The sequence below is a fragment of the Anaeromyxobacter sp. K genome (assembly GCF_000020805.1).
GTDB lineage: Bacteria > Myxococcota > Myxococcia > Myxococcales > Anaeromyxobacteraceae > Anaeromyxobacter > Anaeromyxobacter dehalogenans.
In genome coordinates, this window is sequence record NC_011145.1 from 668,407 (window position 1) to 690,609 (window position 22,203).

The window sequence follows — 22,203 nt, forward strand, 5'->3', positions numbered from 1 at the left end:
GCTACCGCGATCCACCGGCCCCAGGGGCCGGCTCGACGTCTCGCACCGGCAGCGCTCGACTTCTCTTGCGGCGCCTGGAGGCCGCTGCGGAGACGGTCGGCGTCGCAGGGGGAAGACCATGGAAAGGATGACAGTCGCAAGGCGTCTGGCCCTCGCGTGCGGAGCGGTGCTGCTCGGACTCGGAGGAGCGGTCGCGCGCGCGACCGAGTGCGGCGACCTGGTCACCGCGAGCCTGACGCTGGAGAAGGACCTGACCTGCGAGACGAGCGGGCTCGTCATCGGCGCCGATGACGTGACGATCGATCTCGGCGGCCACACGATCGCGAGCGTCCCGGGGGCGCCGGGCGACGCCGCGTGGTCGGGGGTGAAGACCGAGCACACCCTGACCCTGCAGAACGTCCGCGTGATGAACGGCACGATCGTCGGCTTCCGGTACGGCGTCGCGATCCGCCACGGGACGGTCGGCGCGGTCATCCAGAACCTCGCCTTCGCGGACCAGCTCGACATGAGCGTGTTCGTGCGCGACAGCAGCGCCGTGCGGATCACCAACGTGAAGGTGACGGACTCGGGGCCCATCGCGATCCGGAACGGCACCGACGTCCGCATCTCGATGGCCGCGATCTCGCTCGCCAGCCGCAGCCCGGCGATCGTCGCGCGGAACAGCGCCGGCGTGTCGATCCGGACGCTGACGGCGTCCGGACCCGTCCCGAGCTACTTCGACGAGATCGTCGCGCCGGACAGCGGCATCCTGCTCGAGCGCGTGACGAACGCCGACCTCCAGGGGGTGCACATCCGCGGCTTCAAGGACGGCGTGGGCTTCGCGTGTGGCGACTGTGCGCCGGGCGACGTGCCCAACTCCGGGAGCGTGAAGGACAGCGTGTTCACCGACGACCAGGCCGGCATCAACGTCGAGTACGCCTCCGACGTCACCGTCGCCGGCAACCACGTCACCCGCGCCGGGCGCTGGCACCCCATGTACTGGTTCGTGGGCGGCGGGATCACGGCCGCCTGGTGCACCGGCCTCACCATCGTGGACAACGCGGTGAGCGACAGCATCCAGGGGCTCGGCTTCATGGACATCACCGGCTCGAGGATCGAGGGGAACAAGGTCCTCGACAACGTGCTCTCGGGCATCGGGCTCAACATCCAGGTGGGCGGGTCGTCCGGGAACACGGTCGCGTCGAACATCGTGCTCGGGACGAGCCCCGGCTACGACATCTGGGCGCAGAGCGGACCGAACACCTGGAAGGGCAACCTGTGCCGGACCGCGTACGGCGAGGGCGTGTCCTGCGCCATCGTCGTCCCCTGAGCGCCGGCACGACCACGGTGCCGTGACGGGCTCGCCGTCTGGTGAGCTCGGCGAGGCCCGAAAATCGGGGCGTGCGCCCGATCCCGCTGGTCGAGGCGCGGCGGCCCGATCTCATCCTCGCGCCATGCGGGTGCGCGGCCCATGAACAAGCAGCGACTCGAGGCGTTCAGCGACGGCGTCCTCGCGATCATCATCACCATCATGGTGCTCGAGCTGAAGGTGCCGCCCGGCGACTCGCTCGAGGCGCTCGCCGCGATGCGCTCGACGTTCCTCGGCTACGTGCTGAGCTTCGTGTACGTCGGCATCTACTGGAACAACCACCACCACCTGCTGCATACCGTCCACGGCGTGACCGGCGGCGTCATGTGGGCGAACCTCCACCTGCTGTTCTGGCTGTCGCTCATCCCCGCCGTCACCGCCTGGGCCGACCACTACCCCGTGTCGCCCCTGCCCACGGCCTTCTACGGCGTGGTCCTGCTCGCGTCGTCGCTGGCGTGGCTCGTCCTGCAGCGCGCCATCATCCGCGCCGGCGGCTCGCTGCGGCGGATGATCGGCGCGGACCTCAAAGGGAAGCTGTCGCCGCTCCTCTACCTGACCGCCATCGCGCTCTCGTTCGTCCGCACCTGGGCCGCCGACGCCGTCTACGCGCTCGTCGCCGCGCTCTGGTTCATCCCCGACCGCCGGATCGAGCGAAGGTCGGGGGCGGGGGAGTGAGGCGGGACGCAGGTCACAGGCCCTGGCCGCCCGACGCCTCGATCCGCTGGCCGTTGATCCACGCGCCCTCGGGCGAGAGCAGGAGCGCCACCGCGCCGCCGATGTCGTCCGGCAGGCCCACCCGGCCCAGCGCCGTCATCGAGGCGACCATCCGGTTCACCTCCGGATCGTCCCGGACCCGCCCGCCGCTGAAGTCGGTCGCGATCGCGCCGGGGGCGATCACGTTGGCGGTGATCCGGCGCGGTCCGAGCTCCTTCGCCAGGTAGCGCGTGAACACCTCCACCGCGGCCTTCATCGCGCCGTACGCCGCCGAGCCGGGGAAGGTCATGCGCGTCAGCCCGCTCGACACGTTGAGGATGCGCCCGCCGTCCGCGATGAGCGGGAGGAGCCGCTGCGTGAGCAGGAACGGCGCCTTGAGATGGACGGCGTAGATCTCGTCGAGCTGCGCCTCGGTGGTCTCGGCGATGCTGGCGTGGAGCGCGATCCCGGCGTTGTTGATGAGGTAGTCGAGCTGCCGGGTCCCCCAGGTTCGCTCCAGCTCCGCCGCCACGGCGGCCGCGAACGCGGAGAACGAGCCGCTGTCGGCCACGTCGAGGGGGAGCGCGACCGCCTTGCGCCCGAGGGCGCGGATGCGGTCGCGGACGTCGTCCGCCTCGGCGGCCGCGGAGCGGTAGGTGAAGAGGACGTCCACGCCGCGCGCGGCGAGGTGCAGCGCCATGCTGCGCCCGAGGCCGCGGCTGCCGCCGGTGATGAGCGCGATCGGGGTCCGAGGGGTGACTGCCATGGTCCTTCCTCCTGCACCGGGGGTTGTCGTTCGGTGTGGGGGAACAGTAGGAGCCGGTAGTCACCGAGAGAAGCCCGGCAGGAGGTGACACACTGTCTCTGAAAAGCGAACATGAGGTCATGAACCTCGACGCGCTGCGGATGTTCGTGAAGGTGGCCGAGCTGGCGAGCTTCACCCGGGCGGCCGAGCACCTCGGCCTCTCCAAGGCGCGGGTGTCCGCCGCGGTACGGGACCTGGAGCTCGAGCTGGGAAGCCAGCTGCTGCAGCGCTCCACCCGCGCCGTCCGCCTCACCACCAGCGGCGAGGCGCTCCTCGCCCGCGCTCGCCAGCTCGTGACCGAGGCGGACGAGCTCGCCGGGATGTTCCGCGCGCCCAGCGCGCTCGGCGGGCGCGTGCGGGTGGACATGCCCCAGAGCCTGGCGCGCTCGCTGTTCATCCCCAGGCTGCCCGCGCTCCTCGACGCCCACCCCAACCTCGAGGTTCAGCTCTCCACCACCGACCGTCGGGTGGACGTCATCCGCGAGGGGTTCGACTGCGTGCTGCGGATCGGCAAGCTCGATGCGTCCGGGCTGGTCGCGCGGCGGCTCGGGGAGATGCCGCTCATGAACTGCGCCAGCCCCGGGTACCTGCGGCGGCACGGCACCCCGCGCTCGCTCGAAGACCTCGACCGGCACCTCGTGGTGCACTACGCGTCACGGTTCGGCGTCGGCGCGCCGGGCTTCGAATACCAGGACGGCGCCCGCTACCGCGAGCGGCCCATGCGCGCGCTCGTGACCGTCAACAGCAGTGACTCCTACCAGGCGGCGTGTCTCGCCGGGCTCGGCATCATCCAGGCGCCGCGCGCCGGCGTGCTCCCCGGCATCGCCGCCGGCGACCTCGTCGAGGTCCTGCCCCAGCACGCCGCCGAGCCGCTCCCCGTCTCGCTCGTCCACCCCCACGGTCGCAACGTCCCGCGCCACGTGCGCCTGGTCATGGGCTGGATCACGGAGCTCATCAAGGCGCAGCTCGGGTGAGGGCCGGAGCTGCGCGACGAGACCGGCGGCGCCCCGAGCGCCCTCATTCGATGGGCGCCGGCGCCGAGCGCGGCTGGGGCGCCATCGACCGGGCCAGCCGCCCCTCGATCTCCTCGACCGTGCGGTCGAACCCCGGGCGCTGCCGCTCGTCGAGCAGCGCGCGCATCTCGGCCCACTGCTTCCGCCGCGCGGCCTCGAGCTGCGGGGCGACGGTGCGCCGGACCGCGGCGAGCTCGGCCTGGTGCCGCTCGATCACCGCGCGGAGCGCGGCCCGCTGCTCGCGCGTGAGGTCCAGCTCGCGGTTCAGCCGGAAGAGGATCGCGCGGGCGCGGACCTGCTCCGGTGGCGCGTCGAGCAAGCGCGCCACGGCGCGCTGGACGAGGACGCGCGAGGTGACCGCCCCGGTCACGCCGCCCGCGAGGAACACGAGCGCGAGCACCAGCACCACCTGCCAGCGGGCGCGCGTCACGGCAGCGCCTCCAGGACGTAGGGGGAGCGCGCGACCTGCTCCTCGAAGCGCCCCTCGGCGCGCCAGCCCAGGAACAGCATGGCCGCGGTGAGCGCCAGCGCGCCGAGCGCCAGCGGCCGGGCCCGGCCGGCGATGAGCATCCAGGCGGGCGGCTCGCGCAGCCGGGCCGCGACCGTCGCCTCCAGCCGTGCGATCAGCCCCGCGGGCGGCGCGAGCGCCTCGGTGGCGCTCCGGATCCGCGCCAGGCGCGCGTCGTCGCTCTCGTGGTCAGCCATGCTTCCTCCTCTCGCGCAGGAACGCCCGCGCGCGCACCAGCCGCTGCTCCACCGCCCCCTCGGAGCACCCGAGGAGGCTCGCGATCTCCCCGGCGCTGAGGCCCTCGACCTCCTTCAGCACCAGCGCCGCCCGCTGCTCGGCGGGGAGGTCGTCCAGCCACGTCGACAGCTCGCGGAGCGCCGCGCGCGCCTCGAGCGAGCTGCTCGGGTCGAGCACCTCGTCCACGGGCGCGCCACGGGACTCGCGCGCGCTGCGGCGCCGGCGCGCGCGCAGGACGTCCAGCGACGCGTTCACCACGATGCGGTGGAGCCAGGTCTCGGTCGACGACCGGCCCTCGAAGCCGCGGCCGGCGAGCTGGACGCAGGCCCGCGCGTAGCTCTCCTGCAAGACGTCCTCCGCGTCCGCGAGATCGCCGGTGAGGCGCGCGGCGAGCCGGTAGAGCCGCGGCGCGGTCTCCCGGACGATCCGCTCCATGTCGGCCTCTCGACGATCCGGCACGCCGCCCGCCCGCTCGCGTTCTCCTCGCGCTCATCCCTTCGACGCCGCCGCCCGCCCGCTCCCTACGGCCCCGCATCATGGCGGGGCAGCGCGTAGGGCGCCACGGGCTGGCGGCGTCCGAAGGGACATGCACACCGAACCCCTGTCGCTGCTCGCCCTCGCCGTGCTCGCGCTCTCCTCGCCCATGACCGCGTCGGCGGCCGACGCCGACCTCGTGGCTCGGGCGCGCGCCAAGGAAGCCGCCCAGCTCGCCGCGCTGGCGCGATCGCCGGTGCAGGTCCAGGCCGAGGGGCGCGCCTCCGGAGGCCGGCGCTCCCGCGAGCTCGCCTGGACCCGCGAGATCACCTACGCCACCGACGGGAGCGTGCAGGTCCGCCAGCTCTCCGGCTCGAGCGAGGGCGGGCGCAGCGGCCGCGGTGGCGTGCAGCTCCTCGCGCCGCTCACGCTCGCGCCCTTCTCCGTGCCCGGCGCGCAGCTCGCGGTGCGCCCATCGGCGGGGCCGGGCGGGAGCGTCCTCGTCGAGGTGAGGTCGCCCGCCGGCGGCGCGATCTCCGCGGTGGTCGTCGAGGTGGACCCGGCGACCGGCGCGAAGCGCGCGCTCGAGGTCGTGCCGGGGGGCGGGGAGGGCGGGCGCGTGTCCGAGGCCCGGGCCCGCATCACCTTCGACGCCGACGGCGCGATCGCGCGCCTCGAGTCGCACGCCGAGATCCAGGGTCGCCGCGGCACCGGGACCATCGAGGTACACGGCCACCGCGTGGCCGCCGCCTCGCAGCGCTGAGCCGATCGTCCTCGCTTCCGGAGCCGAACCATGATCGCCCCGCTCGCCGCCCTCTCGTCCCTCGCCATCGCCGGGACCGTGGTCGTCACCCACCCGCGCACCGTCATCGTGGCGCCGCCGCCCCCGCGCGCCGTCGTCGTGGTGCCCGCGCGTCCACCGCCTCCCCCGCCGCCACCTCCCCCCATGGCGCGGCGGGAGGCGGTGGAGCGCGGCTACGGCTGGTGCGGCGCGAGCGGCTACGCCTGCGTGCTGGTCGAGGCGCACCCCCGCGGCCCGGTCTGGGACGTCCACTTCCGCGCGAGTCGTCCCGGTGCCGTCGGTCCGCTCCGCGTCACCTTCGACCGGCAGACGCGTGCGCTCGTCGAGGTGGTGGAGCCCGGTCCGAGGGCGCCGCCGGCGCGGTGAGGGGCCGCGCTGCCCCGCCGCGCCGGCCGCCAGCACCGCGAGCCGCGCGCTAGTGCTTCATCTCTTGCTGCGACTCCTGCTTCCCCATCTGCTTGTGGATCGCCGCCAGCTGCTCCGGGGTGAACTTCGTGACCGGGGTCGCCTTCGCGGTGGCCCGGTTCGTCTCCGGTAGCTGCGCCAGCGCCTGCTGCTCGCTCGCCGCCTTGACGAACGCGTAGCCCGTGTGATCCCCGGACTTGCAGCCCCACTCCATGTTGCCGAGCATCTTCTTGTTCTTGGCGGCCATCTCGTCGAGCGCCTGGAGGCACTGCTCCGGCGTGTGGGTGGTCGTGACGAGGTACGTCTGGTTGCCGCCGCCCTTGGCGGCCTTCTCCGCGGCGCTGGCGCTGCCTGCCGGCAGCAGCAGCAGCGCGCCCAGGATGGACAGCGCGATCGGGGTCTTCATCTCCCGCTCCTTCCGATGCGGGACCTCGCCGCTCGTCCCGGCGGCCCGAGGCCCGCGTCGTGGCGCGCCTCGCCTACCCGTCCCCGGGACCGGACGCCCGCTTCATCGGGGCTGGCACGAATGGAGCCCCACCGCGCGCGACGCGAGCGGGCTTCCTAGGCGCCCGCGCTCATCGCCTTGCGGAGCTCCGGCAGGTTGTCGCGGATGAAGCGCAGCGTGCGCGTCTGGCGCGGATCGATGCGGCCGCCCGGCGTGAAGATCACCCAGTCGCTGAGCAGCTCCAGGGGGTGGACGCCGCGGTCGCCCTCCTTCAGGCGCGCGATGTGGAACGGCGCGTTGACGAGGCTGGCGTCCACGGCGTCCGGCTGGAAGCCGTGCACCTGGAACCACAGGTGCTCGCGATCGTCCTCCGCCCCGCCGTCCACGCGCAGGCCGAGCTTCACCAGCGCCGGGAACTCGAACTCGGCGAGCTCCTCGACCGCGCCGCGGAGGACCCCGAGCGTCTCGCGGGCGCGGTGCGCCATGAGCTCGGTCGCGGAGGTGGAGTAGTGGATGAGGACCTCGTCCGGCAGCGGGCCCTGGAGGAAGCGCGACGGGCGAGGCCCGCCCCGGCCGACCAGGCGCGCGAGCCAGCCTCCGCTCGCCGCGTCGCAGACGACCACGTGGCCGTCGAGGTGCTCGTCGTCCACGCTGGCGCGGTAGTCGGCGTGGTCGCGGCCCGTGCCCGCGAGGAACGTGCGCGCGGGCACCGCGAGGACCTGCTCCCGATCGGCGAGCGGCATCGGCTCCCTGCCCGGCGCGAGCCGCCCCTCGACCACGCCGAAGGCGAGCGCGCGCAGCAGGTCGTGCGCGTGGCCGTTCACCGCGGGCGCCGGATGGAGGACGTCGAAGTCCCGGAAGCCGATCTCCTTCAGGCCGTGGCTGTGGAGCCAGAACACCCGCCGGTCGCCGTCGCCGTCGCCGGGCGCGTCCGGGTCGTACAGGAGGTGCAGCGTGTGGATCGCGTCGATGTCGAGGTCCGCGTCGTGGGCGAGCTCGTCGTCGAGGCCGTCCCGCGACCAGAACGCCTGGGCCTGATGATCGACCGCTGCCACGCCCTCGCGCCCCATCACCGCGCGGAGGAAGCGCAGCAGGTCCTTGCGGTCCGCGAGCACGTTCCCCGAGCGCGAGCCGGTGGTGACGGCCGCGGCGTACCGGCACGACTTCACCGCCTCCTTCTCGGCGGCGGTCAGCCGCCCGTCCATGTCGGCGAGGCTGCCCGGAGGGAGCGGCGGGTCCGGCAGCACCACCAGCGTCGCCTTGCCCCAGCGGTCGTGCTCGAGCTCCGCGGTCCAGCCGCCCTCGGCGCCGCGCACCACCGCTCCGAGCCGCACACCGTGCTCGGCGACCGAGGCGAAGTCCTCCGGCCGCGCCGCCCACTTCCCGCGGAACAGCACCGAACCCGCTTGCTCGACGGCGGGCTTCCGATTCCACCAGCTCATGCGATCACCTCCCCGAGGGAGGATACACGGAGCGCGCAGGGCGGAGATGCTATGGGTGAATGGAAGTGTAGGTCTAGGGCGAGCGGGAACGGCCCGTTTGCCAAGCTCGTGAATCGTACGCGCAGTTGACGCACGACTCGTGACGGGCAAGGTAGTCGCGGCTGCGGACGATAGATCGTCCGCTGGTTGAGGCAGCGTAGAACGAAGGGGCTCGCCGATTAGCCTGCCCGCGACTCAGGGCCGAGGCGCTTCGCGGCGTGTGGCATCTCACTGAACGTGCGCCGGTCAAGAGTCCGGCCATTTAGGCCCTTCCGAACGCCGCCCCACTGCTTAAAGAAGAACGGAACACCGGCGCGCTTGCACTGCCGCTGGATGTCCCGCACCCACTCCGGCTTCATCTCTCTTGCGCCGGGCCCGCTCTCGCCGCCGACGATGACCCAGTGGATGTCGCGAAGGTCGAGGGTATCGACGGACGCGAGGAGCGGCTCGAGACTCAGGAATCGGACCGAGGCCGTCACCCCGCGCAGCTCCTTGATGCGCCAGCGATACTGGGCCGTTTCTACGCTGACGCCCATCCATGCGTTCGGTGGTACACTCGTAGTAGAAGTGAACGCCCGCATGCGCTCGGCGCGCTTCGTCAGAATCTGAAACTGGTGCTGCGAAGCCCTGCCGATGATGTCGAACACCCTCTTGATGTACGTGTCGGGGATGTCCTCGTGAAACAGGTCCGACATGCTGTTCACGAAGATCAAGCGGCCCGTCTTCCAGCGCAGTGGAAGCTCAAGCGCCTCGGGTACGGGACGAAGGTCGAATCCCTGTTCGAAGGGGTGGCCCGGAACGCCGCGGAATCGCTCCGCGAATGTTTCGGCGTAGCAGTGCTTGCAACCGGGGGAAACCTTCGTGCAGCCGCGGACCGGATTCCACGTAGCGTGAGTCCATTCGATGGCGGTCCGGTCGCTCATGAGTCGATCCTCTGAACGGATGTATAACCCGGAACTCTGATAGCCGCTCGCGTGATGGGGGATGCGTGGCGATTCGGAAAGAATACGAGGGACGAGAGCAGACGTACCTGAAGCACCGCGTCCTTCAGGAGTACCTGCGGCCCTGGGCTCATAAGCTGGGCTCCTTCGCGCGCTACAAGGCGACGAAGCTCTGGTACGTGGACTGCTTTGCCGGTCCGTGGAAGAGCGCAGATGATGAGCTCAGTGACACGTCTGTCGCGATCGGGCTCGCAGAGCTGCGCAACGCCGCGAACACCTGGCGGGAGCAAGGGGGGCACAAGGTCGACCTCGGGGCAATCTTCGTCGAGAAGAAGGAAAGGTCCTTCGCTGCGCTCTCGGCGTACCTCCAGACGCACAGTCACGGGATCGATGTTGTGGCGATCCCCGGTGAGTTCGGGGCTGCGGTCGATCAAATTAACAGGCGGATCGGTTCCGACCCGGCCTTCCTCTTCGTCGACCCAACCGGCTGGAACGGCGCCGCGATGAAGTACATCGCGCCTCTCGCGGCGGCGCCCACCCGTGACGTTCTCATCAACGTCATGTTCAACGACCTGAACCGGTTCAAGGACGACCGGCGCGAGTTTCTCCGAACTCAGATTGCTGAGTTCTTCGGGCTTGGTGAAGGCGCGATTCCGAGCGGCCTAGACGAGGAAGGTCTGTTCGAGTTGTACCGATCCCAGGTGAAGGCGAAGTGCCGGGTCCCGCTCGTCGCGGACCTCGTTATCCCGCACCCGCGGAAGGAGCGGACGTGGTTCCGCCTCGTCGTAGGCGCTCACCACATCGCGAGTATCAAGCTCTTCCGTGATGTGGAGAGGAAGGTCTGCGGGTTGGAGGCGGCGGAGGTTCGGGACGAAGCGAGGAACAGGGGGAACCCGCAACTCTCTCTACTCGATACGAGGCCCGTCGCGGATCTTTCGTATGACCGCCTGCACGGGGACGGTTTGGCCTCCGTTCCGCAGGACGTGCTCGCTGTACTTCATCGAGGTCCCGTGCGGTATGAGGTGCTCTGGCCGCAAGTACTCCTGAAGCGCCACATCACGCTTCCGGACCTCAATGACGTCATCGGGCGCATGCACCGCAACGGCGAAGTCGTTATCCAGGGACTAGGCGCGAAGGAGCGAACGCCGAAGGGCAACCACGTCGTTTCGATGCCGGCTTGTTCGAAGGAGTAGGCCTCCATCAGCGAACGCGGCGAGGTGATGGCCGGGGCGGCTCGTCGCCGTCCGTCGAGGTCGCGAGCTCCCGTTCGAAGTCGTTGATGAGGTCGAAGAGGTCGCGGGCTTCCCAGGCGCGGTTCCGCTTCGCGAGCGTGATCGGGTGGAGAACGTCCTTGTCTGCGAGCGTGGCGATCCCCTCGTTCACGGCCTGCTTGGAGCGGCCGAGGAACGCCTGGGCGGTCGCGACGGTGACGATGGGATGCGCGGGCAACTCGACGATGAGCGCCTCGGCGCTGGAGTGCCGGCGCGGGCGACCTGCACGCTCCCGCCAGCGTTCCTGAAGCTCTGCAAGGCGCAGCGCGAACTCGCTAGCCTTCGCCGCGGCTCGCGCGATCGCGTGCGCAGACAGGAGGATCCACTCCGCAGTCCGGTCCTCCCGGAAAGCGGTCAGCCCGCCGACGTAGGTCTTCGCGTCGGCGGCGAGGACGAGGCTGACCGGCGGGACGTAGCGCGGCGCGAGCCCGCGCCGGCGCAGGACGACGTGGATGAGGGCTCGGCCGACGCGGCCGTTGCCGTCGGCGAACGGGTGGATGGTCTCGAACTGCGCGTGGGCGATGGCGGCCTGGACCACCGGCGAGAGGTCCGTCCGGCTCACGAACGCGACCAGGTCGTCCATGAGGTCCTTCACCCGCTCGGGCGCGGGCGGGACGAACTCGGCGCGGCCGGGGTTGAACGCGTTGCCGCCGATCCAGTTCTGGCGGACGCGGAGCTTGCCGGCGATCTCGGGCGTGGTCGTCGCCAGCATCAGGTGGCGGTGGATCTCGAGGAGGTCGTTCAGGCGGAGAGGCTTGGCGCCGGCGCCGAGCGCAACGGCGTGCTCCATGGCGGCGACGTTGCCGAGGACGGATCGGGCGGTCTCGTCGCGGGCGTCGGGCGCCTCGGCCTCGGCGCGCGCGAAGCGCCGCTGCGAGAGAACGAGCCCTTCGATCCGGGACGACGCGACCGACTCGGCGCGGAGGAGCCGGCGGGCGAGCACCTCCAGGCTGGCGAGGCGAGGGGGATCGCGGTTCAGGGCGTCGACGGCGCGCTCCGCGGTCGACACGGCCGCCGCGACGCTGGACGGCAGGGCGAGCTGGAGCTCTGCGATGGCGTCCGGGACGAACGCGCGGTAGCGGAACGCGCGGCGCTCCGCGCGGCCGCCGGGCGCGGACGGGTCGGCGGGCCAGGAGCGGGTCTCGTACCGGGACATCCTCTGGAAAGCTTGACCAGCGGGATGCCTTAGTCAAGGTTTCTATGGAAAGCTTGACCAGGCGCCAGCCTTGGTCAGGGTTTCGATGCGCGCGCTTCGGCGGCTGGGCCCCTCGACTCCGGGCCCTACGCTCGGGGTGAGCGGGGCGGGACGGAGGGCGTGCGAGGGCGTGCGAGAGCGGGCGTGGGCGGCGGGCGTGGGCCGCGCTGGGAGGCAGGTCCCCGCACAAAGCAGGAACCTCGGATCGCGCGACGCCAAAAAGACGAAGGCCGGGACCCCTGCTCAGGGTCCCGGCCTCGTGGAGTGGCGGGGAGTACGGGACTCGAACCCGTGGCCTCCGGCGTGACAGGCCGGCGTTATAACCGACTTAACTAACTCCCCAAGAACTGGTGGGCGGAACAGGCTTCGAACCTGTGACCCTCGCCTTGTAAGGGCGACGCTCTACCCCTGAGCTATCCGCCCAAGGCGCGAAAGCGTGGGGTTTCTAGCTTGACCCGCCGGCGGTGTCAACGGGCTCTCTCACGGGAGGGCCCGGGACGGAACCAGCCGTCCGGTCGGGGGGATCGATCAGGCAACGGTCTTGCTGGACCGGCCTGGGTGCCGATGGTAAGGGGCGCGCGATGGCCTGGAAAGCAGGGATGAAGGTGGTCCACCGCGCCCAGAGGGCATGGGGCGTGGGGGTGGTGGTGCAGGTCGCCGACGAGGGCCGCCGCCTGGCGGTCCGGTTCGCGGGCCGCGAGGGCATCACGGTGGTCTCGGGCCGCGATCAGGCGCTGGTCGAGGTCCCGGCGGACACGCCGATCGAGCAGGTGGCCTCGGGACCGATCGAGGCGCTCGGCTCGGCCCAGCCGGCCACGGCCTCCGCGTTCGCGCTCCGCACCCGCGTGAATCGCCTGGAGGCGCTGCGCCGCGCGGACTCGCTCGGCGCGCTGCTCTCCTCCCGCGTGCACGTCCTGCCGCACCAGGTGGGCGCGGCGGGGCGCATCCTCTCCGACCGGATGCCGCGCTTCGTCCTGGCGGACGAGGTGGGCCTGGGCAAGACCGTCGAGGCGGGCCTGGTGTTCGCGGGCATGCGGCAGCTGGGCCTGGCCGAGCGCGTCCTGGTGGTCGTCCCGGAGCACCTCGCGTTCCAGTGGCTCGCCGAGCTGTTCCACAAGTTCAACGCGCTGTTCGCGCTCCTCACCCCGGAGCGCATCGAGGCGCTGGGCGGCCCGGAGGCGGCGCTGGCCCGCTCGCCGCACGCCATCGTCTCCTTCGAGGCGCTCCGCGCCGACCCGGACCTGGCCGAGGCCGCGGCGGACCTGCCGCTCGACCTCGTGGTGGTGGACGAGGCCCACCACCTGGCGGAGGACGCGCTGCACGACCGGATCGCGCCGATCTGCCGCGCCTCCTTCGGCGTACTCCTCCTCACCGCCACGCCGGTGCGCCTGGATCCGCGCGAGTACTTCCGCCTGCTCTCGCTGGTCGAGCCGGTCCCGTCCACCTCACTCGACGACTTCCTCGCCCGCCTGGAGCAGCACGAGGCGTACGCGCAGGTGGCCCGCGAGCTCCTCGCCGGCGGCGACCTCGCCGCGGCGGCGGAGCGGCTCCGCGCGCTCGCGCCGGACGACCCGGTCTTCTCGAAGGCCAAGCCGGCGCTCGACCGCGTCGCGCTCCTCGCGCACCTCTCGGAGCGCTACGGCCTGTCGGCCCGGCTCATCCGCAACCGCCGCGTGAAGGTGGGCGCGTTCACCTCCCGTGTGCTCCGCCGCGTGGACGTGGGCGAGGGCGAGAAGCCGAAGGCGCTGGTGGACCTCTGCGCGGGGCTCGCGCGCGGGGGCGAGAAGGTGCTCGTGTTCGGCGGCGACCTCGAGGCGCTGCGCGGGCTGCAGGGCGGGCTCGCCGAGGCGGGGCTGGAGGCGCTCCTCTACGACGACGCGCCCTCGCTCGAGGCGCGCGACCGGCTGGTGGCCCGCTTCCGCGATCCGGAGGGCCCCATGCTGCTCCTCTCCGGCGAGTCCGGCGGCGAGGGGCGCAACTTCCAGTTCGCGCACCACCTGGTCTGCGCCGATCTGCCGGCGTCGCCGCTCGTGCTGGAGCAGCGCATCGGCCGGCTCGACCGCCTGGGCCAGACGCGGCCCGTCGAGATCCACGTGCCGGTGGAGCCGGGCGACGAGGCGTTCCTGGCCGACCTGTACGAGAAGGAGATCGGCATCTTCGACGAGCCGGTGGGCGGCCTGGACGCGGTGCTGGCCTCGCTGCCGGAGGAGCTGGCGGCGCTGCAGCGCAAGCGCTCCGACCGCACCCGCGAGGCGTTTCGCAAGGACCTCTCCCGCCGCGTGGCCGCGGCCCGCAAGGCGCAGCACGAGGGCGATCCGCTCCTCGACATCCGCTCCGCCTCGCTGCCCGAGCTGGGGCGCCTGGTGCGCGGCGCGTTCGAGCGCATGGGCGAGGACGCGCCGGAGGGCATCGACGGCGGCGACGGCGCGGGGGCCGCGCTGGAGCAGTCGCTCATCACGCTCTCGCGCTGGCTGGAGGAGGAGCTGGAGGACGTCTGCGCCGACGTGGGCCGACGGGTCGGCATGGACGTGGACACCGACCAGAACGTCCAGCCGTTCGAGGTGGCGTTCACGCTCGGCTCGGGCATGCGCATCGAGGCGCTGCCGGGGATGCAGATCCCCGACGAGCCGGAGACGTTCGTGGGGAGCTTCTGGCGCGAGACGGCGGTCGCCCGCGACGAGCTGCACTGGTACGCGACCGGCCACAAGCTGGTGGAGGCGCTGCTGGGGCTGGTGCGCGACGGCGACGCCGGGCGGAGCGCCGCGGTGAAGCGCGAGTGGGCGCCGCGCCGGGGCGGGCTGTACGCGCGCTTCGAGCCGCGCCTCGCCACCGCCGCCGACGTGGCGCCGGGCGCGCGGGTCGCCTCGCGGCAGGCCTCGCGCTACCTCGACCTCTCGCCCATCGCGGTGGTGGTGGACCTGGAGGCCGGGAACCGGGTGCTGCCGGGCGCCGGGCACCGGCTCGAGGACGAGATCGACGACGTGCAGGACGCGCGGGTGGGCGCGCCGCCGCCGGCCGCGCTGGAGGCGGCCCGCGCCGCGGCGGAGCGCGAGGCGCGGCTGGTGATGGAGCGGCGCCGCGAGGAGGCCGTGGGCCTGCTCGTCGCGCACGCCGACGCCGAGGAGGAGCGGCTCATCGAGGCCGCGTTCGCGGGCGGCGCGCCGCGCGAGCGGATCGACGCGGCGCTGGCGGTGCTGCGCCACCACCGCGACGTGGTGGCGAAGTCCATCGAGCGGGTGAAGCTCGACCTCGACGCGGCCGCGTTGATCGTGCCGTGAGCTGGGGCAGGCCCTGCGCCCCGCTCATGGTTCGACGGGGCTCACCATGAGCGAAGTTCTGTTGACCCGCTCACCCTGAGCGTAGCCCGTGCCGAAGGCACGGGCGGAGTCGAAGGGTCACCCTGAGCGTCCCTCGACTCCGCGCGAGTTCACCGGAATCACCCGCTCACCCTGAGCGTCCCTCGACTCCGCGCGGCCCGGTGGGCCGCGCTACGCTCGGGATGAGCGGACGGAGTCGAAGGGTCGGGATGAGCGGACGGAGTCGAAGGGTCACGCTGAGCGTCCCTCGACTCCGCGCGAGTTCACCGGAATCACCCGCTCACCCTGAGCGTCCCTCGACTCCGCGCGGCCCGGTGGGCCGCGCTACGCTCGGGATGAGCGGACCGAGTCGAAGGGTCGGGATGAGCGGACGGCGTAAAACGGTCACGCGCAGAAGCGCGCGATCGCGTTCCCGAGGATCGTCACCGCCCGCTCGACCTGGTCGAGCGGCACCGACTCTCCGGTGCGGTGCGCCTCGCGGATGTCGCCCGGCCCGAACACGCACGCTTCGGCCCCCATGCCGATGAGCTCGGGCAGCTCGGTGCCGAACGGAACGGTGGCGGCCTCGTTCCCGCTCTCGGCCTCGAGGAACTTCACGATGCCGGCATCGGGCGGCGTCACCGCGGCCGCGTCGGTGCGGAGCGGGATCACCTTCACCGCGACCTTGCCGCCGCTCGCCGCCGCGAGGCGCCCGCAGGCGTCCTCGAGCAGCCGGAGCGCGCGCTTGGGATCGTGCCCGGGGAGCGGCCGCCACTCGAACGTGAAGCGGCACTCGCCGGCGATGATGTTGCGGGCCTTGCCGCCGCGGATGACGCCCACGTTCCAGGTGGTGTACGGCGGCGAGAACGCCTGGTCGGTCTCGCGGGTCAGGTCCGCGCCGATGGCCTCGAGCTCGGGCCAGAGCCGGCCGACGTGGTGGATGGCCGAGGCGCCGACCTCGGGGTAGGCGCTGTGCCCCTCGATGCCGCTCACCACCACCTCCACCGCGCAGTAGCCCTTGTGCGCGCGGATGGGCGTGAGGCGGGTGGGCTCGCCCACGATGGCGTGGGCCGGGTGGAGCGCGCCCTCCGCGAGCAGCTTCTTCGCGCCCAGGCAGCCGATCTCCTCGTCGGCGGTGAATACCAGCGTGAGCGGGAGGCGCCCGGGCCGGGCGGCGCGCGCCGCGGTGAGCGCGGCGGCGAGGAACGCCTTCGTGTCGGCGGAGCCGCGGCCGACGAGCCGGCCGTCCACCAGCTCGCCCGAGAGCGCCTCCTTCCACTCCGGATCGAACGGCACGCAGTCGGTGTGCCCCACCAGCGCGAGCCCGCCCGGCACGTCCGGCCCCCGCCGGCAGACGAGGTTGCCCTTCTCGACCCCGGCGGCGTCGGTCCAGCGCTGGCGGCGCGTGACGAAGCCGGCGGCGTGCGCCTCGCGCTCGAGCAGGTCGAGCGCGGGCAGGTTGGTGCGGGCGGAGGTCGTGTCGAGCGCGACCAGGGACCGGAGCAGCGGGACGAGATCCATGCGCTCCCGAGCCTACGCGAGGCCGCGTCGCCGCGCCGCTTCTCTCTTACGCGCCGCCCCACAGGGCGCGCATGGCGGCCCGGAAGTCCTTCAGCAGGTCCGCGCCGGTGGGCCGCCCCGGCGGCGCCCACCCGTCCTCGACCACCGGCTGCCCTGCGACGAACGTGCTCCGCACCGCCCCCGGCTGCGCGCCGAACACGAGCGAGGGCAGCAGCGCGTCCCGCTCGCCCCCGGCGATGGACGGATCGTCCACGTCCACGAGCACGAAGTCGGCCGGCTCGCCCACCGCGAGCCGCCCGCCCGGGAGCCCGAGCGACGCCATCCCGCCCGCGGTCGCCGCCTCGAACAGCCGCGCCGCGAGCGTGCCTTGCTGCCCGTCCAGCACCGCCCGCTCGCCGCGCACCAGCCGGAGCTGCAGCTCGAGCGCCCGGGCCTCGCCGAGCGGGTCCGCCTCGGCGTGCGCGTCCACCCCGAGCGCCAGGCGCGCCCCGGCCGCCACCAGCCGGTCGGCCGGGACCACCCCGTCGCCCAGGTTGCGCTCGGTGAGCGGGCAGGCGCAGACCGTCGCGCCGGCGCGGCCGATGGCCGCGACGTCGGCGTCGTCGAGGTGGATGGCGTGCACGAGCGTGGTGCGCGCCTCGAGCGCGCCGGCCGCCTCGAGCAGCGCCACCGGGCTCTTGCCGTGCTCGGCCCGGCAGGCGGCAACCTCGGCCGGCTGCTCGGCGGCGTGCACGTGCAGCGGCAGGTCGCGCGCGCGCGCCGCGTCGGCGAGCGCCGCGAGCCACGCCGGCGGGCAGGCCCGGACGCTGTGCGGCGCGATGCCCACGCGGACGCCGTCGTCGTTGCGGACCTGGCGGGCGAGGTGGTCGAGCCGCTCCAGGAACACCTCCGGCGACGGCTCCACGAAGCGGCGCTGGGCCGGGTCCGGGTCGGTCCCCGCGCCGGCCCGCGCGTACGCGGCGCGGAGCAGCACGATCCGCAGGCCGACGGCGCGGGCGGCGCAGACCACGCGCAGCTCCAGCTCCGACGGGTCGGCGTAGGGCCGGCCGTCGGGGTCGAGGTGCAGGTAGTGGAACTCGCCGGCGCAGGTGATACCGGCCCGAGCCAGCTCGAAGAACGCGAAGCGGGCCACCGCCTCGAGCAGGTCGGGGTCGAGCCGGCGCGCGGCGGCGTACATGGCCGAGCGCCAGCCCCAGAAGTCGCTCCGGCCGTCCGCGCCGGCGCGCGCCTCGGTCCGGCCGCGCAGCGCGCGCTGGAAGGAGTGGCCGTGGGCCGAGACGAAGCCGGGGACCAGGATGCGCCCGGGGAGCGGGACGCGCTCGAAGCCGGGCAGCGGCGGCCCCACGGCGGCGACGACGCCGTCCTTGACGGAGAGCGCGGCCCCCTCGTGGAGGGAGCCGCCGGCGAGGAGGAGCTCGGGCTGGAACGCCTGCGCGGTGGTCACGGTCCCAGGGTTACCCCGCGGACGGCCGCGCCGCCAGCCTGCGCGCGTGCGCCGGCCGGCGGCTGGCCGCGCCTGCCGCCGGGCACCACCCTGCGCCACCCGCGGTCCGGCGGCCGGGCCGGATCCGGCGCGGCGGGCACCGGGAGCGCGGGGCGCGCCGCCGGTATATGATGCGCCGCGTGCCGCTGCCCTTCGTGAAGTACCACGGCCTCGGGAACGACTTCGTGGTGGTGGACGGGCCGCTCATGGACGCCGAACGCGCCCGGCGGATCTGCGACCGCCGCCGCGGCGTGGGCGCCGACGGCGTGCTCACGGTCCTGCCGCCGCGCACCGCCGGCGCCACGGCCACCATGCACATCTTCAACTCCGACGGCTCGGTGGCCGCCATGTGCGGGAACGGCATCCGCTGCGTGGCCCGGCACCTCGCCGACACGCGCGGCCTCGACGGCGACCTCGTCGTGGACACCGACTCCGGCCCGAAGCGCTGCACCATCCACCGCGGCGCGGACCGCGCGGTGGAAGCGGTCTCGGTGGAGATGGGCCCGGCGCGGCTCGAGGGCGAGCAGGAGTTCCGGGTGGGCGGCGAGGCGCTCCGGGCGCTGCGCGTGTCGATGGGCAACCCGCACGCGGTGCTGTTCGACGCGCCGGAGCGGGCGCGCGCGCTCGCGGTCGGCCCCGAGCTCGAGCGGCTCGTGCCGGGCGGCGTGAACGTGGGCTTCGCCCGGCCCGGCCCGTCGGGCATCGACCTGGTGGTCTGGGAGCGCGGCGCGGGGCTGACCGACGCCTGCGGGACCGGGGCCTGCGCCGCCGCGGTGGCCGCGGTCTCGCGCGGCCTCGCCCGCGCCGCCGCGCCGGTGGAGGTCCGGCTGCCGGGCGGCGCGCTTGCCATCACCGTGGCCCCCGATCTCGTCGGCGTCACCATGCGCGGCCCGGCCGAGCGCGCCTTCACCGGCGAGACGGACCTCTAGATGGCGAACGGGCGGATCCTGGTCGTCGACGACGAGCGGTTCTTCCAGGAGCTGTTCCGCGACGTGCTGACCGGCGCCGGGCACGCGGTCCGCACCTCGTCCTCGGCGGAGGAGGCGCTGGAGGTGCTCGCCGCCGAGCGCGTGGACCTGCTGCTCACCGACATGGTGATGCCGGGCCTCGACGGCCTGGGGCTCATCCGCGAGGCGCGGCGGCGCGACCCGGAGCTGGAGGTGGTGGCGGTCACCGGGCGCGAGGACGTGAAGCTCGCGGTCGAGTCGATGAAGGCCGGCTGCTCCGACTTCCTGACGAAGCCGCTCGAGCCCGGGGAGCTGCTCCGCGTGGCGGAGCGGGTGCTGGCGCGGGTGCGGCTCCGCCGCGAGCACAGCCAGCTCCTCACCGAGAACCTCGAGTTCGTGAAGGCCCAGGCGCTCTACCGCCAGGGCCTGCAGATCCTCGCCACGCTCGACGGCGAGCGGCTGGTGGACCTGGCGCTCTCGGTGCTGGCGCGCACCACCGACGCCCAGGGCGCGGCGCTGTGGGTGGCCGACGAGAAGGGGCAGCTCGCGCTGCGCGGCTACCGCGGGCTCGTCGATCGGGCGGCGCTGCCGGTCCGGGTGGACCCGCGCGACCCCGCGTTCGCCGACGCGCTGCGCGGCGGCGCGCCGTTCCTGGCGCCGGACGGCTGGGGCGGCGAGGCGTTCCTGGTGCCGCTCGTGGCCGACGACGAGCCGCTCGGCCTGGCGCTGCTCTCCGACCGCGCCCGCGGGCGCTTCGGGCGGGACGAGCACGCGGCCGCGCTCGTGGTGGCCGACTTCACCGCCATCGCGGTGAAGAACGCGCGCCGCTTCCAGGCGGTGGAGCGGGTGGGGCTGCGCGACCGCGAGACCGGCGCGTACAACCTGTCCTACTTCGTCGACTACGCCGGCAAGGAGTTCTACAAGGCGCGCCGCTACGGCCGGGCGTTCTCGCTGGTGGTGCTCTCGGTGGACAACGTCGAGCAGCTCCGCAAGGAGGCGGGGCGCGAGCCGTTCCGGCGGCTGATGCGCGACCTGGTGGCGGCGGTGGGGCGGGCGGTCCGCGACGCGGACATCCTCGCGAAGGTCTCGGAGAGCGAGTACTACGTGCTGCTCCCCGAGACCGACTACTTCGGCGCGCTCATGTTCGTGCGCCGCGCCACCGAGGAGGTCCGGCGCGAGGCGTCGGTCCGGACCATGGAGGAGCGCGTGCCGGTGCTCCTCTCGATGGGCGCCGCCAGCTTCCCGAAGGACGGGGAGGACTTCGACGAGCTGCTCCACTGGGCGCGCGACCGGGTGCAGGACCAGCGCGGGTCGCTGCTGCGCCGCCTGCACCTCGGCGACCTCGAGCCGGGGGCGTTCTGGGAGCTGACCGACGTGCTGCTCTCCGGCTCGGCGCGCCTGCCGGACAGCTCGGCCAGCGCGCGGCTGCAGCCGGACGCGGAGCTGTTCGCGGCCGCGCAGCGCGAGGCGGCCCGCGAGATCGCGCGCGACCCGCGCGCCCGTGGCCTGCTCTACGTCGGCCTGCGCACCGCGCTCGCCGCGTCGCCGGTCCGGGCGGCGCTGCCGCCCGGCGACCCGGCCGCGCGCGCCGGCGATCCCTCCGCCCGCGTGTACCTGCTCGGCCCGCGCGGCACCGACGCCGAGGCGGCGCCGCACCCGCTCGTCACCGAGGTGTACGTGGACGGCGACCAGCGCTTCGCCGGCCACGAGTTCCTGCTGTTCCTCTCCGAGCGCTCCGCGTACGCGCTGCTCGCCGGCCCGGACGGCCGGACCTTCCACACCTCCGACATGCCGCTGGTGGACGCGCTGGTCTCGAAGCTGCAGACCGCGTACGACCTCCAGCCGATCTGAGCGACCGCGCGAATGGCCACCGTCCGCAAGATCCTCGTCGCCGATCCCGACCCGGCCACCGTGCGCGCGCTGGCGCCGGTGCTCCGCCAGCGCGGCTACCAGGTGCACGCGGCCCGCGACGGCTCGCGCGCGCTCCAGGCCGCCATCCTCCGCTTCCCCGACCTCATCCTGCTCGACGAGGACTGCCCGCTGCTCGACGCGCGCAGCTTCGTCCGCATCCTGCGCACCAACCCGCGCACCGAGCGGATCCCGGTGGTGATCACCGGCGTCTCGTCCGACCCGGACCGCTCGCGGCTGGGGCTCTACCTGCGCAAGCCGTTCAACCTGGACGAGGTGCTGGCGCGGGTGGAGCAGGTGTTCCGCCGCGCCGAGGCGTCGAGGGCGGTCTCCGGCGACGGGCGCGAGATCGAGGGCAACCTGGCGCAGATCCCGCTCGTGGACCTGCTGCAGATCCTCTCGGTGAACCGCAAGTCCGGCACGCTCACGGTCGAGCGCGAGGGCGACCGCGCCTCCATCGCGCTCGCCGAGGGGCGGGTGGTGGACGCGGCCATGGGGACGGTGGTCGGCGAGAAGGCGCTGTACCGGCTGCTCACGCACCGTGAAGGCCAGTTCGCGTTCCTGCCCGGCCTGCCGCCCGCGGCGCAGCGGATCGACCGGCGCGTGGAGGAGCTGGTGCTGGAGGGGCTGCGCCAGGCCGACGAGGTGGCGCGGCTGCTCCCGGAGCTGCCCGCGCCCGAGGACGGCGTGGAGCTGGCGGTGCATCCCAGCGAGATCCCGGCCGGCCTGCACCCGGTCACCGAGGAGGTGCTGGGCCTCTTGCAGTCCGGCGCCGCGCGCCCGTTCCAGGAGCTGCTCGACCGCTGCCGCGCCACCGACCTCGAGGCGATGCGCGCGGTGGGCGCGCTGCTCGAGCACGGCTACGCCCGCCGGCGCGAGGCGCTCGCCCCGGAGCCGCGCGGCCAGCTCCTCGCGCCCCACGAGCTGCACGCGCTCCGCGCCCGCATCGCCCGCGGCCGCTCCTCCGGGCCGCAGACGGTCGGCAAGGTCGTGGTGGCCGGCGGCGGGCCGCTGGCGCGCCGCGCCGCGCTCTCGCGCTTCCAGGCGGTGCCGGGGTTCCGTCCCGAGCCGGAGCCGCCCACCGGTGGCTTCGGGACGGTGGGGCGCGTCACGCTCGCGGACGGGGTGCGGGTGGACCTCGCCGAGCTGCCGGGCGATCGCGCGCTCATGCCGCTCTGGCGGCCGTTCGCGGCGGGCGCGGTGGGCGCGCTGGTGCTCCTGCCCGCCGACGGGATCGACCCGCTGCTGGAGGAGCTGGTGAAGGTGCAGCGGCTGCCGGTGGTGGTGTGCGGGCCGTCGGAGGCGCGCGTGCCGGAGGTGCTGCGCGAGGCGCCGGGCGGCTTCGCGTTCGAGGGCAGCGACGCGGCCGAGGGACTGCGCGCGCTCCTCGCGGGCGCTGGCGCGCGCACGCCGCTCGTGTAGAACGGCCG

Annotated in this window: 20 protein-coding genes and 2 tRNA genes; 10 read left to right on the forward strand and 12 right to left on the reverse strand. The window is 73.6% G+C overall.

What is annotated here, in order from left to right; translation table 11 throughout:
- Nucleotides 1-166 precede the first annotated feature (166 nt).
- Together ANAEK_RS02910 and ANAEK_RS02915 are read left to right on the forward strand one after the other, a co-directional pair.
- Nucleotides 167-1,309, forward strand: a complete 1,143-nt coding sequence (locus ANAEK_RS02910; protein WP_232288354.1) for a right-handed parallel beta-helix repeat-containing protein — start codon at nucleotides 167-169, stop codon at nucleotides 1,307-1,309.
- A gap of 141 nt (nucleotides 1,310-1,450) precedes the next feature.
- On the forward strand, nucleotides 1,451-2,023 hold the full coding sequence (locus tag ANAEK_RS02915; protein WP_012524660.1) for a TMEM175 family protein: 573 nt from the start codon (nucleotides 1,451-1,453) through the stop codon (nucleotides 2,021-2,023).
- Between the two features lie 13 nt (nucleotides 2,024-2,036).
- Here ANAEK_RS02915 and ANAEK_RS02920 read toward each other — a convergent pair whose 3' ends face one another.
- A complete protein-coding gene (locus ANAEK_RS02920) occupies nucleotides 2,037-2,807 on the reverse strand; it encodes an SDR family NAD(P)-dependent oxidoreductase (RefSeq protein WP_012524661.1) in 771 nt (256 codons plus the stop codon).
- Between the two features lie 119 nt (nucleotides 2,808-2,926).
- Here ANAEK_RS02920 and ANAEK_RS02925 point away from each other — a divergent pair, with 119 nt between their 5' ends.
- Nucleotides 2,927-3,820: a LysR family transcriptional regulator gene (locus ANAEK_RS02925; protein ID WP_012524662.1), complete on the forward strand. Its 894-nt coding sequence runs from the start codon at nucleotides 2,927-2,929 to the stop codon at nucleotides 3,818-3,820.
- A gap of 43 nt (nucleotides 3,821-3,863) precedes the next feature.
- On the opposite strand, the gene ANAEK_RS02930 is transcribed toward ANAEK_RS02925, so the two are convergent.
- From ANAEK_RS02930 to ANAEK_RS02940, 3 genes are read right to left on the reverse strand one after another with little or no spacing between them, the layout of a single operon-like run.
- Nucleotides 3,864-4,289, reverse strand: a complete 426-nt coding sequence (locus tag ANAEK_RS02930; RefSeq protein WP_012524663.1) for a hypothetical protein — start codon at nucleotides 4,287-4,289, stop codon at nucleotides 3,864-3,866.
- Nucleotides 4,286-4,564, reverse strand: a complete 279-nt coding sequence (locus ANAEK_RS02935) for a hypothetical protein (protein ID WP_012524664.1) — start codon at nucleotides 4,562-4,564, stop codon at nucleotides 4,286-4,288. Before ANAEK_RS02935 ends, ANAEK_RS02930 begins: the two co-directional genes overlap by 4 nt.
- Nucleotides 4,557-5,039, reverse strand: coding sequence for an RNA polymerase sigma factor (locus ANAEK_RS02940; protein WP_041454019.1), 483 nt, complete (start codon nucleotides 5,037-5,039; stop codon nucleotides 4,557-4,559). Before ANAEK_RS02940 ends, ANAEK_RS02935 begins: the two co-directional genes overlap by 8 nt.
- Before the next feature lie 151 nt (nucleotides 5,040-5,190).
- On the opposite strand from ANAEK_RS02940, the gene ANAEK_RS02945 reads away from it, so the two are divergent.
- Entirely contained in the window at nucleotides 5,191-5,841 is a 651-nt protein-coding gene (locus ANAEK_RS02945) for a hypothetical protein (RefSeq protein WP_012524666.1), read from the forward strand.
- A 30-nt stretch (nucleotides 5,842-5,871) separates the two neighbouring features.
- Nucleotides 5,872-6,246, forward strand: a complete 375-nt coding sequence (locus tag ANAEK_RS02950; RefSeq protein WP_012524667.1) for a hypothetical protein — start codon at nucleotides 5,872-5,874, stop codon at nucleotides 6,244-6,246.
- A gap of 49 nt (nucleotides 6,247-6,295) precedes the next feature.
- On the opposite strand, the gene ANAEK_RS02955 is transcribed toward ANAEK_RS02950, so the two are convergent.
- From ANAEK_RS02955 to ANAEK_RS02965, 3 genes are all read right to left on the reverse strand, one after another.
- Nucleotides 6,296-6,691: a hypothetical protein gene (locus tag ANAEK_RS02955; protein WP_012524668.1), complete on the reverse strand. Its 396-nt coding sequence runs from the start codon at nucleotides 6,689-6,691 to the stop codon at nucleotides 6,296-6,298.
- A 155-nt stretch (nucleotides 6,692-6,846) separates the two neighbouring features.
- Nucleotides 6,847-8,172 (reverse strand): DUF2314 domain-containing protein, encoded by a 1,326-nt coding sequence (locus tag ANAEK_RS02960; protein ID WP_012524669.1) that lies wholly within the window; start codon nucleotides 8,170-8,172, stop codon nucleotides 6,847-6,849.
- Between the two features lie 218 nt (nucleotides 8,173-8,390).
- Nucleotides 8,391-9,134 carry a DUF5131 family protein gene (locus ANAEK_RS02965; RefSeq protein WP_012524670.1) on the reverse strand — a complete coding sequence of 248 codons (744 nt, stop codon included), beginning with the start codon at nucleotides 9,132-9,134 and terminating at the stop codon, nucleotides 8,391-8,393.
- A gap of 65 nt (nucleotides 9,135-9,199) precedes the next feature.
- Between ANAEK_RS02965 and ANAEK_RS02970 the strand changes: the two genes are divergently transcribed.
- Nucleotides 9,200-10,345 carry a three-Cys-motif partner protein TcmP gene (locus tag ANAEK_RS02970; protein WP_012524671.1) on the forward strand — a complete coding sequence of 382 codons (1,146 nt, stop codon included), beginning with the start codon at nucleotides 9,200-9,202 and terminating at the stop codon, nucleotides 10,343-10,345.
- A gap of 7 nt (nucleotides 10,346-10,352) precedes the next feature.
- Here the strand turns inward: ANAEK_RS02970 and ANAEK_RS02975 are convergent, their stop codons facing one another.
- The 3 genes from ANAEK_RS02975 to ANAEK_RS02985 form a co-directional block, all read right to left on the reverse strand.
- Nucleotides 10,353-11,579: a Fic family protein gene (locus tag ANAEK_RS02975; protein ID WP_012524672.1), complete on the reverse strand. Its 1,227-nt coding sequence runs from the start codon at nucleotides 11,577-11,579 to the stop codon at nucleotides 10,353-10,355.
- 304 nt (nucleotides 11,580-11,883) lie between these two features.
- Nucleotides 11,884-11,960: transfer RNA gene (locus ANAEK_RS02980), tRNA-Asp, on the reverse strand.
- Nucleotides 11,961-11,966: 6 nt separating this feature from the next.
- A tRNA-Val gene (locus ANAEK_RS02985) sits at nucleotides 11,967-12,041 on the reverse strand.
- A 158-nt stretch (nucleotides 12,042-12,199) separates the two neighbouring features.
- Here ANAEK_RS02985 and ANAEK_RS02990 point away from each other — a divergent pair.
- Nucleotides 12,200-14,896 carry an SNF2-related protein gene (locus ANAEK_RS02990; protein WP_041454021.1) on the forward strand — a complete coding sequence of 899 codons (2,697 nt, stop codon included), beginning with the start codon at nucleotides 12,200-12,202 and terminating at the stop codon, nucleotides 14,894-14,896.
- Nucleotides 14,897-15,319: 423 nt separating this feature from the next.
- Here ANAEK_RS02990 and argE read toward each other — a convergent pair whose 3' ends face one another.
- The gene (gene argE / locus ANAEK_RS02995; protein ID WP_012524674.1) at nucleotides 15,320-16,435 is read right to left on the reverse strand and encodes an acetylornithine deacetylase; all 1,116 of its coding nucleotides are present in this window, start codon (nucleotides 16,433-16,435) and stop codon (nucleotides 15,320-15,322) included.
- Nucleotides 16,436-16,481: 46 nt separating this feature from the next.
- On the reverse strand, nucleotides 16,482-17,879 hold the full coding sequence (locus ANAEK_RS03000) for a formimidoylglutamate deiminase (RefSeq protein ID WP_012524675.1): 1,398 nt from the start codon (nucleotides 17,877-17,879) through the stop codon (nucleotides 16,482-16,484).
- A gap of 167 nt (nucleotides 17,880-18,046) precedes the next feature.
- Between ANAEK_RS03000 and dapF the strand changes: the two genes are divergently transcribed.
- From dapF to ANAEK_RS03015, 3 genes are read left to right on the forward strand one after another with little or no spacing between them, the layout of a single operon-like run.
- Nucleotides 18,047-18,847, forward strand: a complete 801-nt coding sequence (gene dapF / locus ANAEK_RS03005) for a diaminopimelate epimerase (protein ID WP_012524676.1) — start codon at nucleotides 18,047-18,049, stop codon at nucleotides 18,845-18,847.
- On the forward strand, nucleotides 18,848-20,716 hold the full coding sequence (locus tag ANAEK_RS03010; RefSeq protein WP_012524677.1) for a response regulator: 1,869 nt from the start codon (nucleotides 18,848-18,850) through the stop codon (nucleotides 20,714-20,716).
- 12 nt (nucleotides 20,717-20,728) lie between these two features.
- Nucleotides 20,729-22,195 carry a response regulator gene (locus ANAEK_RS03015; RefSeq protein WP_012524678.1) on the forward strand — a complete coding sequence of 489 codons (1,467 nt, stop codon included), beginning with the start codon at nucleotides 20,729-20,731 and terminating at the stop codon, nucleotides 22,193-22,195.
- Nucleotides 22,196-22,203 lie beyond the last annotated feature (8 nt).